This is a genomic window from Parabacteroides sp. 52 (assembly GCF_010500925.1).
GTDB lineage: Bacteria > Bacteroidota > Bacteroidia > Bacteroidales > Tannerellaceae > QVMG01.
The window spans coordinates 13360-24778 of sequence record NZ_QVMG01000008.1 but is presented as its reverse complement, the minus strand read 5'-3'; the positions used below and the strand labels follow the sequence as shown (position 1 = coordinate 24778).

10 protein-coding genes are annotated in these 11419 nt (G+C 45.1%); 8 read left to right on the top strand and 2 right to left on the bottom strand.

Features of this window, described 5'->3' with window-relative positions:
- Positions 1–5: 5 nt before the first annotated feature.
- The 7 genes from D0T51_RS06205 (at position 6) to D0T51_RS06175 (ending at position 5938) form a co-directional block, all read left to right on the top strand.
- Positions 6–1040 (top strand): iron ABC transporter permease, encoded by a 1035-nt coding sequence (locus tag D0T51_RS06205; RefSeq protein ID WP_163726723.1) that lies wholly within the window; start codon positions 6–8, stop codon positions 1038–1040.
- 6 nt (positions 1041–1046) lie between these two features.
- A complete protein-coding gene (locus D0T51_RS06200; protein WP_163726719.1) occupies positions 1047–2042 on the top strand; it encodes an ABC transporter ATP-binding protein in 996 nt (331 codons plus the stop codon).
- A 44-nt stretch (positions 2043–2086) separates the two neighbouring features.
- The gene (locus tag D0T51_RS06195) at positions 2087–3439 is read left to right on the top strand and encodes an MATE family efflux transporter (protein ID WP_163726715.1); all 1353 of its coding nucleotides are present in this window, start codon (positions 2087–2089) and stop codon (positions 3437–3439) included.
- Positions 3440–3509: 70 nt separating this feature from the next.
- Positions 3510–4019, top strand: coding sequence for an RNA polymerase sigma factor (locus tag D0T51_RS06190; protein WP_163726712.1), 510 nt, complete (start codon positions 3510–3512; stop codon positions 4017–4019).
- Positions 4016–4525, top strand: a complete 510-nt coding sequence (locus D0T51_RS06185; protein ID WP_163726709.1) for a hypothetical protein — start codon at positions 4016–4018, stop codon at positions 4523–4525. The genes D0T51_RS06190 and D0T51_RS06185 overlap by 4 nt, the downstream gene beginning before the upstream one ends.
- A gap of 12 nt (positions 4526–4537) precedes the next feature.
- Entirely contained in the window at positions 4538–5002 is a 465-nt protein-coding gene (locus D0T51_RS06180) for a DUF4252 domain-containing protein (RefSeq protein WP_163726706.1), read from the top strand.
- A 27-nt stretch (positions 5003–5029) separates the two neighbouring features.
- The gene (locus D0T51_RS06175) at positions 5030–5938 is read left to right on the top strand and encodes an outer membrane beta-barrel protein (protein ID WP_163726703.1); all 909 of its coding nucleotides are present in this window, start codon (positions 5030–5032) and stop codon (positions 5936–5938) included.
- Between the two features lie 75 nt (positions 5939–6013).
- Here the strand turns inward: D0T51_RS06175 and D0T51_RS06170 are convergent, their stop codons facing one another.
- Positions 6014–7570, bottom strand: coding sequence for a peptide MFS transporter (locus D0T51_RS06170; RefSeq protein ID WP_163726700.1), 1557 nt, complete (start codon positions 7568–7570; stop codon positions 6014–6016).
- 30 nt (positions 7571–7600) lie between these two features.
- A complete protein-coding gene (locus tag D0T51_RS06165; protein ID WP_163726697.1) occupies positions 7601–8668 on the bottom strand; it encodes a DUF4831 family protein in 1068 nt (355 codons plus the stop codon).
- Between the two features lie 417 nt (positions 8669–9085).
- On the opposite strand from D0T51_RS06165, the gene D0T51_RS06155 reads away from it, so the two are divergent.
- Entirely contained in the window at positions 9086–11371 is a 2286-nt protein-coding gene (locus D0T51_RS06155) for an NADP-dependent malic enzyme (RefSeq protein WP_163726691.1), read from the top strand.
- Positions 11372–11419 lie beyond the last annotated feature (48 nt).

The following is an 11419-nucleotide window of genomic DNA, read 5'->3' as shown; positions in this document are numbered from 1 at the left end:
TGGGTATGAAAAAAAAGGCATCCCTTTTCTATCTCTTTTTAATCGCCCTTCTCCTTCTCCTTTTTGTAGGAAGTCTGGCTTATGGGGCCGTTTCCATTCCTTTTATGCAGGTGGTGGATATTTTACTGGGGAAAGAGACTGACCGGATTGCCTGGAACAATATAGTCCTGCAAGCGCGTCTGCCGCAGGCCATAACCGCCCTATTAGCCGGCGCTTCACTCGCCACAAGCGGATTATTGCTGCAAACGCTTTTCAGAAATCCATTAGCCGGACCTTCTATATTAGGCATAAGCGACGGAGCGAATCTGGGGGTAGCCGTTGTTATGCTCTACCTGGGAGGATCATTGAAAGAGTTGACCGGCTGGTCCCTGAGTGGATACATGGCCATTATCCTGGCGGCTTTAACCGGTGCCTGTCTGGTTTTATTATTGATCATTTATTTCTCTTCCAAAGTAAGAAACAACGTGATGTTGCTTATTATAGGCATCATGATCGGCTACCTGGCTTCCTCCATCATTTCCATCTTGAACTATTATGCCGCTGCAGATAAGGTACACACCTTTGTGATGTGGGGCATGGGCAATTTCTCCGGCGTATCTATAGAACAGCTTCCCTACTTCACTTTCTTTTCCTTGCTTGGTTTATTTTTTGCGATCCTCCTGATAAAACCTCTGAATGCTCTTTTGCTGGGTGAATTATATGCCGCTAACTTAGGCGTAAAAATCAAGACGACACGTGCTTTAATCCTTTTCTGTACCGGATTATTAACAGCTGTGACGACTGCCTTTTGCGGCCCCATCTCTTTTATCGGTTTGGCAGTCCCCCATATAGCCCGGCTCCTGTTGGGCTCTTCCAATCATAAGATGCTTGTACCGGTCACCCTACTTACCGGCTCCTGTATCGCTTTGTTATGCAATATGTTGATGGTAGTCCCGGGATCCAACATGATTCTTCCGCTCAATGCCGTTACTCCTCTCTTGGGGGCTCCGGTCATTCTTTATGTGATTATCAACCGAAAGAATATTCAATATTTTGATTAATACAAAATGAAATCCAGCCCCGTCATAGAGACATCCAACCTTTCGATCGGTTATCTTTTAAAAGGAGGACACCGAAAAGTGGTACACGACTCCTTGGACATACAGGTACATACAGGAGAAGTGACTTGCCTATTGGGGTTAAACGGTGCCGGTAAATCCACCCTACTGCGTACCTTATGCGGCTTTCAACCCCCTTTGGCAGGAACGATCCAGTTGATGGGCAAACCCTTGGAATCCTATTCACAGAATGTCTTTTCTTTAACCGTAGGAGTTGTTCTGACAGAAAAGACAAATGCCGGGGGAATTACAGTCTATGAATTGGTTTCTCTGGGCAGACATCCATACACCGGTTTCTTCGGGCAACTGAAAAAAGAAGACCATCTCATCATAGAAGAATCTATCGAAGCCGTCGGTATCAGTCACAAAAAACAGAACTATGTCTCGGAACTAAGCGACGGAGAACGGCAGAAGGTTATGATTGCCAAAACACTGGCACAACAATGCCCGATCATTATCCTGGACGAACCGACAGCCTTTCTGGACGTCACCAGCCGAATCGAAACCATGGTACTCCTGCGTCAATTAGCGACCCAACAGCAAAAGGCGATCTTATTATCCACCCACGACCTGGACCTGGCCATACAAATGGGCGACCGCCTTTGGTTACAGGAGAAACAACGTCCTATGGTTTGTGGCACACCAGAGGATTTGATACTTTCCGGTTCATTCGAATCCTTTTTCAAGAAAGAAGGAATCGTCTTCGACCCTTCTACGGGTAAGTTAAATACAACCATACCGGAAACCCCAATTGGTGTGGAAGGAGACTTCCTGACTTCCTATTGGGTAGGGAATGCACTGGTCAGAAAAGGATATCGTCCTTCTCCCGTCAACAAACAACATATAAACATCAATTGCCTATCTCCCAAACAGTTGATCATATCCTACCCCGAACAAAAACAAAAAGAAGTAAACAGTATTGAATCTTTACTCTTATCTTTGTAAATCCAAAGACACGACTTTCCTGCCTTTTATACAGATAAAGAAGAATGAATACGACAACACATATCACCCAGAGACTGGAACATGAGAAAATTGCTCCTTTGTTATTGCATTATGCCATACCGGCAGTTATCGGGACAATGGTCAATGCCTTATACAATATTGTGGACCGTATCTTTATCGGACAAGGAGTCGGAGCATTGGCCATCTCTGGCCTGACATTGACCTTCCCTATTCTTCTTTTCATCCAGGCCTTTGGCATGTTGGTAGGCGTCGGTACGGCTACCCGTATATCCATCTATCTGGGTAGAAAGCAAAACGATCTGGCCGAAAATGTCTTGGGCAACGCTTTGGTTTTGACTTTTATCTTATCCGCCTGCACCCTGATCCCCTGCCTGCTTTTTATGGATGAACTTCTATTGGCTTTTGGCGGAAGCGAACAAACCATTCCTTATGCGAAGGATTATCTGAGGATCACTATTCCCGGGAATATTTTTGCAGCTCTAAGCTTTAGCTTCAATGCCGTCATGCGTGCCTCCGGTTATCCCCGGAAAGCCATGTTCACTATGTTGATCGGTGCCTTTCTGAATATCATCCTGGATGCTGTGTTTATCTTCGGCATGGATCTGGGCATAAAAGGAGCAGCGGTAGCCACAGTGATATCCATGGCCGTCAGTGCCCTTTTTGTTATGCATCACTTCCTACATAAAAAAAGCCTGATCCGCTTCCGGAAAAACACCTTTACCCTGAAAAAGCCTCTCATTTGGGGCATTGTCTCCATAGGCATCTCCCCTTTTGCCATGCAATTAGCCGGCAGTTTGGTAAATGTGGTCATGAATCATTCATTGAAAACCTATGGAGGCGACCTGGCTATCGGTGCCAATGGCATTATCTCTAGCGTGGCGATGTTGTTGGTTATGCTCAACATCGGCATCGCCCAAGGCATGCAGCCTATTGTCGGCTATAATCATGGAGCCGGATTGCATAAAAGAGTATTGGCGACCCTGCGGCTGGTCATTATCACCGCAACCTGTATTACCGGCGCCGGCTTTCTTTGCAGTACTTTTTCCCCGGAATGGATTGTCCGGGCTTTCAGCAACGATCCTGAAATGATAGCCATCTCCTCCAATGGCTTACGCATCTCTCTTTTACTCTTTTTACCGGTTGGATCTCAAATAGCCATCACCCAATTCTTTCAAAGTATTGGTATTGCCTGGAAAGCCATGTTTCTAAGTTTAAGCCGGCAATGCCTTTTCCTGATTCCTGCCATTCTTTTATTACCTCCCTTTTTCGACCTGGACGGTGTATGGTTCGCGGCTCCTTTGTCAGACTTTGCCGCAGCTGTTACTGCCTGGTTTTTCTTAGCCCATCATATAAAAAGGTACAAAAACAGCCTTTAAATGAAAAGGCATACTTCTTTTTTGTTTCTGAGATGTTATGTTTTCTTCCTTTTGTCGTCTAATGAGTAGAATGGAATTCGAGAGGTTTAAGATAACAGTATTGCCCCTTCGCGAGAAGATAATGCGTATATCCCTCCGGCTAATTGAAGAGAAAGAAGATGCCGAGGATATAGTGCAGGAAGTCTTCCTCAAACTTTGGCACATCCGGGATCAACTGGATCAGTACAAGAGTGTGGAAGCATTGGCTGTTACGATGACCAAGAACCTGACGTTGGATAAAATCAAACGACAGAAACCCCAGGGTAATGAATCGGATCTATTCTATCTGGAGGCAGATACATTAAGTCCGGCCGAACAACTCGAACAAAAAGAGGCTGTCGAATGCATACGCCAACTCATTGGACAACTCCCTTCATTACAACAAACGATTATCCGAATGAAAGATATCGAAGGGTATGAACTGGCAGAAATAGCAGATATTACAGGCTCCAATATCGAAGCGATCCGTACGAATTTATCAAGAGCCCGCAAACGCGTGAGAGAAGCATATATAAAGATAACAATGAATACACGGCAATGAATATAGAGAATCTATTAAACAAGTATTTTGAAGGAGAAACTTCCGCTGAAGAAGAACGCCTACTCCGTCAATTCTTCACTTCACAAGAAGTGCCGGAGCACCTATTCAGCTATATTCCTTTGTTTGCCTACTTTGACCAGGAGATAGAGAAAGAGACGAAAGGACAAAAGAAGAAACAAACAATATATGTCACGTTCTATACCCGGCACCGGAAAAAGATCCACTGGATATCAGGCGTGGCTGCCGGCATGTTGATTTTGTTAAGCCTCGGACATTTTTATCTATTCCCCGGCTCTGTCTTCTGTCAGGAGAATTATGTCGTCATCAACGGACGTTGTTATACGGATATACATAAAATACGCCAACACGCGTTCAATGCCTTACAGGAAGTATCCACCTCCCCCGATGAGTTTTTCTCCACCATAGAACCCGAGTTAAACGATCGCGAAATCATAGAAAATCAATTAAAAGAGCTGGGAAACCTGTTCAAAGAAGAAGAAGAATAAATATATACTATCATGAAACGGATAATACGCATAATAACTTGCCTGCTAACCCTCTGTATACTCTTCGCCCTGGAGGCTGGAGCAGCAGAGATGCAGAAGGATTTACGAATTAAAGAAGTATTTCAGCGCTATGGAAAAAAGAAAAATGTGACCATGGTGGAGCTTTCCAACGAGATGTTGGAAACGTATGGCATGGCCCATTATAAAAGCATCACGATCAAAGAAGATGCAGAAGCGCTCCGCTTTACCCGTAAATGCCTGGAAACAGATCAAAAAGGAGCACGGAAAATCAAAGAAGTAACCGACGACGGAGGTATCATCTCCGCCTATTACCAACTGCCCAGCGTAGAGGAAGACTTAAACCGTTTTATCCTCTTCAAGGTGAGCAAAAAAGGAGTGATCACACTGGTATATATCGAAGGTGAATTGGACAGTGACGATCTGATCACCCTCCTCTTCACACGCAATGATTTTTAAGAAACAATATAATTTAATGATAGAAATATGAAAAAAGTACTATGCCTGATTGCCATCTGCATACCTATGGGGTTGCTGGCTACAGAAACACACACAATCGTTCCGGATACGACCCTGTATATGGAAGGAAAGAAAATCCAAATCAAAGAAGGGGAAGACCGCATGAAGGTCCGGGTTTATGACCTCCCGTCAAACGGAGAAGAACAAGAACAGGAACTTGTCTTCGAAGGACATTACAAAGGAGGGCAAAGTTATGAAAGACGCAAGCACGGCAAATCCATCACCATCCCTCTGCCTTACAGAAACCGGAGTTTCGATGCACACTGGGTCGGACTCGGCGTAGGCTTCGCCAACTTCGCAGACAAGGATTTACATGTAAACGACATCGATGGGGTTTCCCTCAATAGCGGAAAATCCCTGGAATACAACCTAAACTTCTTTGAACACGACTTCCGGCTCTCCAAAAGATATGCATGGGCTGTCGTAACTGGTGTCGGTATACGCTGGAGCCGGTATCGCCTGGATGGAGACAAACACTTCAGACGTGTCGATGGAACGACTCTGTTAGAGCTAGCTCCGGAAGGCATTCACTATTCCGCCAGTAAGCTGAACATAACCAGCCTTACGATCCCTATCCTGCTGGAATGGCAAAACCGGAGGCGGTACGACAATGATTTCTTTATCTCGGCAGGGATTGTCGGTGTGATAAAAACGGCATCGTCCTCCCGGATTGTTTACCGGGACGAGAATGGAAAAAAGAGAAAAGAAAAAATGGACACAGGCCTGTATATCCGTCCTATAAATATGGATTTTCTCTTGCAGATGGGTTATAGCTGGATCGGATTGTATATGAAATACTCCCCTTTCGAATTGTTTGAAAACGATAAAGGCCCTAAGATACATCCAGTATCCATCGGTTTGCAATTGCATATCTAAATAATCAGCCGCTTTGCGGCTGATTATTTAGAGGAGTTAAAGGAGTCAGAGGAGTTATCAGTCGCTTCGCGACTATCACTTCGCTACCTTTTCCAGCCATCTCACCATGCTGAGCATAACGAACATAGAAGCAGCTGTTGCTACGGCAAAGACTAACCAACAAGCCCAAAGCGGCACATTGGTATAAAGCAATCCACCGATAAACAGGATAGAGTTACCGATAGCTGTCGCTGCCAACCAGAACCCTTGCATAAGCCCTTGCAAATGCGGAGGAGCTACTTTGGAAACGAAAGAAAGTCCCAGGGGAGAGATAAATAGTTCAGCCATCGTCAGGATGAAATACAATCCGATCATCACCCAAGGGGTTACACGCATCGCGTCTATATCTGCAACGCTCATGGTAGCCAACGATTCTTTGGCAGGCAGAGCGAAAGAGAATACCATCAGGAAGACATACGCCAACGAAGCGATTCCCATACCGAGGGCGATCTTCATCGGGGTAGAAGGTTCTTTTCCTCTACGCTTCATTGCTCCGAATATCCACATAATCAGGGGCGTCAGGGTAACGACAAAGAAAGGATTCACACTCTGGAATATCTCAGCACCTTTTATGCGGGTAAAACCTAAATCGATATCGATAACACTCAAATCCACATAGTCACGGGCAAAATAAGTGAGTGAATAACCGTTTTGGTGAAAAGCCAACCAGAAGAAAATAACAATGCCAAACACAGCAAATAAAGCATAAATACGTTGTCTGATCTCCTGTGCACTCATACTGATTTCTTCTTTGGAGATCGTATGATTCGTTGCCTTTGTTGCTTTCAATGCCGGATCCGGGAAGGTTTTCTTATTGACGATGAATACAACAAGAGAAATCGACATGGCAATAATGGCTGCAGCAAATGCATATTGAAAACCAATATTAAATACATTCAGATAGTCATTGGCAAAGGCCAGTAAATCCGTCACCGGTGCTCCGTCAAGCATCGCGGCATTGGCATATTCCGTCAAACGGTTCACCGACTCTGCCGGCATGGCACTGCCTTCACCAATCAATTGGTGACAAAGTTCGGGCAAAGAGGCATTGTAATCAAAATTATGTACTTTCAACCACCAGTTTCTCACACCAATCGCAATGAAAGGGGCGAAGAAGCCACCAATATTGATAAACATATAGAAAATCTGGAAGCCGGCATCTCTCCGGTCTGCATACCGGGGATCGTCGTACATCTGTCCGACCAATGCCTGGAGATTACCTTTGAATAAACCATTACCCAAAGCGATTACTAATAAGCCGGCACAGGTAATGAATAAATAAAGTGCCATATTAGGAACCGGGGTAGGCGTAGGAATAGCAATGATGAAATAACCTACGGCCATCAATATGATACCGGTAAGGATCGTTCCTTTATAATTCTTTGTTTTATCAGCAATTAAACCACCTACGACAGCCAGCAAATAGATAGAGGCGTAGAATGCGGAATAAATATAACCTGTGGTTGTTTCTGAAAGGCCAAACTTAGAAGAGATAAACAAAGTAAGAATAGCCATCATAATGTAGAACCCGAAACGTTCGCCCATATTGGAAAGAGCCGCTCCGATTAATCCTTTGGGATGATTTTTAAACATGTGCTTTTAGGTGTTAAATGAGTATTGTGTTTATTGTATGATTTGCTTTATGGCTCCGGTCTCCGGGTAGAAATACACTTTGACCGGCATTTTTTTGTCTTCAAACATAACAGGTGCAAGACTTTCCCGTGTACCGAACTGCGTAATTTGCACGTCTCCTTTATACAGTGTCTTCTGATTCATTAAAATCTCTACGGATGCTTTGCCGGGAACATTATAAATAATGCCTTTCATGGCTTTTTCTTTTTTCTCTTCTTCTTTGGGATCTAATAAGGGGGCACGCTCGGTGGTTTTGAGATTCATATACACCGGTGCTCCTCCCAAATCGTCGACATCGACCACTCCCAAGAGTTCGGAGAAACGGAAAAGGACTTCTTTATTCAGGTTGTCATGTGGAACAAGGCTTACTTCATACTGTTCGGTCGACCGGGTAAGGGTTCCTGTAAAAAGATGTGTCAACGCTTTCTCCTGCTCTTCCAGCTGGTCCATGACAATCTTCATCGCTGCTCCGTCAGGAGGCAGGTTGTCGGCCTCGCCTGTCAGGATGTTCATACGGCTTTCCCGGATGCGATAGATCTGCTTGGCTGCTACTTCCGCCTGACGCGTTTTGGATCCTGCCATCAATAATTCTTCGGAGAATACAGATGCGTTCGTTCCTGTCTTCTGTTCCGGTTTATTCTTTTTAAGGGTATCCCATGTAGAGGCTTCCGGGCTGTATTCCGCATTGATTGCACACAACAAACCCTCTTCCGTCAAATAGGCATAAGGGGCTACGGTGCCCGACTTAAACTCTACCAGATAGGTGTTATCCGGATCGGGAATACCTACATTGGCCAAAGTGACCTTTCCCAATTCATAATATACCTTGTCTTCCGCTACCGCATCTTTTATCCCCAGATACTTTTCGGCATATTGATAATAAGGGCCGGCCTGACAACTTACCTTTACCACTTCCACATGGACTACCAGGGAAGTCTTAGGCAGTGAATAGGTTATTCCGTAGTTATTTGCTTTTACGGCATTTTTCTTTACCACCTTGGTTTGAGCCATCAAAGGCAAACCCAGCAACAAACATGCCAGTATAATATAATTTTTCATATCCTTTTACTCTTTGTATGTCCATGTAGACAGCACAAAACTAAAAAATATTTTGTTAGTAACCAACGTGAAAGGGATAAATGATGGAATTAAACGAAAGTCAAAAACAAGGAGAAATCTATTGCCGATGCGCTTCAGCAATATTGCCGATGCCCTTCGTCAATATTGTCGATGCGCTTCGTTTATATTGCCGATGCGCATCGGCAACAGACCCCCCCCCTCTTTTTCTTCATTCGCCCAGGCCTGCTTCCTGCCGAAGTCTGCCCTAATTGCGGCTGCTGATATTCATGAAGAGGAGTCGCCTTTTACCGGCCCGCAACTATTATTTTGAAAGCAAAAGTCTATATTCAAATAATAAATAGTTATTTTTGTATTCGGTTTACAAACAGATATGAGTTTAATCAAAAAAAACAGTCTATGGCAAAATCAATAAAAGAAGAGGCCCTGCGGTATCATGCCGAAGGAAAGCCTGGTAAAATAGAGGTTATTCCAACCAAACCCTACAGCACACAGGGAGATTTATCCCTGGCTTACTCTCCGGGAGTAGCCGAGCCCTGCCTGGAAATAGAGAAAAATCCCCTGGACGCCTATAAATATACAGCCAAAGGAAACCTGGTTGCTGTTATTTCAAACGGGACAGCGGTACTGGGTCTGGGCGACATTGGTGCCATCGCCGGCAAACCGGTGATGGAAGGAAAAGGATTGCTTTTTAAAATCTTTGCAGGTATTGACGTGTTCGATATCGAAGTGGATGAAAAAGATCCGGAAAAGTTTATTCAAACAGTCAAAGCCATTTCTCCGACTTTTGGAGGCATCAACCTGGAAGATATCAAAGCGCCCGGATGTTTTGAAATAGAAAAACGCCTGAAGGAAGAGTTGAATATCCCGGTTATGCATGACGATCAACATGGCACGGCAATCATCTCGGGAGCCGCCCTGTTGAATGCTTTGGAAATCATCGGTAAAAAAATCGATGAGGTAAAAATCGTAGTCAATGGCGCAGGCGCTGCTTCCATATCCTGCACCAGATTGTATGTGCGTTTGGGCGCGCGCAAAGAAAATATCCTCATGTGCGACAGCAAAGGGGTTCTTTCGACATACCGCACGGACCTGAACGAATCGAAAAAAGAATTTGCTACCACACAAAATATCCGGACATTGGAAGAGGCCGTAAAAGGTGCCGATGTATTCCTGGGACTTTCCGTGGCCGATGTATTGACACAAGACATGGTGCGCAGCATGAACGAAAACCCGGTCGTATTTGCTTTAGCTAATCCCAACCCGGAGATTTCGTATGCCGACGCGATGGCCTCACGCCAAGATATCATTTTTGCAACCGGACGTTCCGATTATCCGAACCAGGTAAATAATGTATTAGGATTTCCTTATATCTTCCGTGGAGCTTTAGACACCCATGCCACGGCTATCAATGAAGAGATGAAAGTGGCTGCCGTATATGCTATTGCCGAGTTGGCCAAGGAGGCTGTGCCCGATGTCGTCAATGCCGCATACAAACTCAAACGGACAACATTCGGACGGGATTACATCCTGCCCAAGCCATTGGATCCCCGACTCCTGACGCGTGTATCCATTGCCGTGGCTAAAGCGGCCATCACCTCCGGGGTGGCTCAAAAGACAATTACCGACTGGGAAGGCTACGCCAATCATCTACGGGATATGATGGGATACGACAATAAGATGATCCGCTCCCTCACAGATATGGCCAAAGCCAATCCGAAACGGGTTGTCTTTGCTGAAGCCAACCATGCGAATATGTTAAAGGCTGCCGTCGAAGCCAAAGCCGAAGGTATTTGTTATCCTATCTTATTGGGCAATGAAGAACGTTTGCAAAAGATAGCGGCAGAAGAAAACCTTAGCCTGGAAGGGATAGAGATTGTCAATTTACGGCATGACCGGGAGAACGAACGCCGGTATCGCTATGCCCGTATCCTCTCGGAAAAGAAAGCCCGGGAAGGGGTTACCTACGCGGAAGCATGCGAAACGATGGTCGACAGGAACGCATTCGGCATGATGATGGTTGCCACCGGAGAAGCCGATGCTTTCATTACCGGAGTATACAGCCGGTATTCCGCCATTACCAAGATGGCGGAACAAATCATCGGCATACGTCCTTCGTACAAACATTTTGGTGCATTGAATATCATAACCAGCAAAAAAGGAACATTCTTCCTTGCCGACACATTAATCAACCGCCATCCTTCGTCCGAAGTATTGATGGACGTTGCCCGTCTGACACACGATGCCGTGAAATTCTTTGCCCATGAACCGGTAATGGCGATGTTGTCTTACTCCAACTTTGGGGCCGACAAACAAGGCAGTCCGAAGAAAGTCCATGAGGCTATCGATTACCTGCACGCAAATCATCCGGAAATCAAGGTGGATGGTGAAATGCAAGTCAACTTCGCTCTTGATCAAAAACTGCGCGATGAGATGTATCCTTTCAATAAGTTGAAAGGACAGGATGTGAACACATTGATATTCCCCAACCTGAGTTCGGCCAACAGTGCGTACAAACTCTTATTGGAAATGGGCATTGTAGAAACGATCGGACCGATCCAGATGGGATTAAACAAACCGATCCACTTTACCGATGTAGAAAGTTCCACGCGGGATATACTGAACCTGACAACGGTGGCCGTCGTCGATGCCATCGTACAGGAACAGATAGACAAAGGGGAATAAAAAAAAGAGAGCGAGTCCTGTACAGGATTCGCTCTCTTTTTTTATTTT

What these genes read in the sequence shown, in the direction of transcription:
- D0T51_RS06205 (WP_163726723.1), top strand. Translation starts at nt 6, where the DNA reads ATGAAAAAAAAGGCATCCCTTTTCTATCTCTTTTTAATCGCCCTTCTC.
- D0T51_RS06195 (WP_163726715.1), top strand. Translation starts at nt 2,087, where the DNA reads ATGAATACGACAACACATATCACCCAGAGACTGGAACATGAGAAAATT.
- D0T51_RS06165 (WP_163726697.1), bottom strand. Translation starts at nt 8,668, where the DNA reads ATGAAAAATTATATTATACTGGCATGTTTGTTGCTGGGTTTGCCTTTG.
- D0T51_RS06185 (WP_163726709.1), top strand. Translation starts at nt 4,016, where the DNA reads ATGAATATAGAGAATCTATTAAACAAGTATTTTGAAGGAGAAACTTCC.
- D0T51_RS06170 (WP_163726700.1), bottom strand. Translation starts at nt 7,570, where the DNA reads ATGTTTAAAAATCATCCCAAAGGATTAATCGGAGCGGCTCTTTCCAAT.
- D0T51_RS06180 (WP_163726706.1), top strand. Translation starts at nt 4,538, where the DNA reads ATGAAACGGATAATACGCATAATAACTTGCCTGCTAACCCTCTGTATA.
- D0T51_RS06155 (WP_163726691.1), top strand. Translation starts at nt 9,086, where the DNA reads ATGGCAAAATCAATAAAAGAAGAGGCCCTGCGGTATCATGCCGAAGGA.
- D0T51_RS06200 (WP_163726719.1), top strand. Translation starts at nt 1,047, where the DNA reads ATGAAATCCAGCCCCGTCATAGAGACATCCAACCTTTCGATCGGTTAT.
- D0T51_RS06175 (WP_163726703.1), top strand. Translation starts at nt 5,030, where the DNA reads ATGAAAAAAGTACTATGCCTGATTGCCATCTGCATACCTATGGGGTTG.
- D0T51_RS06190 (WP_163726712.1), top strand. Translation starts at nt 3,510, where the DNA reads ATGGAATTCGAGAGGTTTAAGATAACAGTATTGCCCCTTCGCGAGAAG.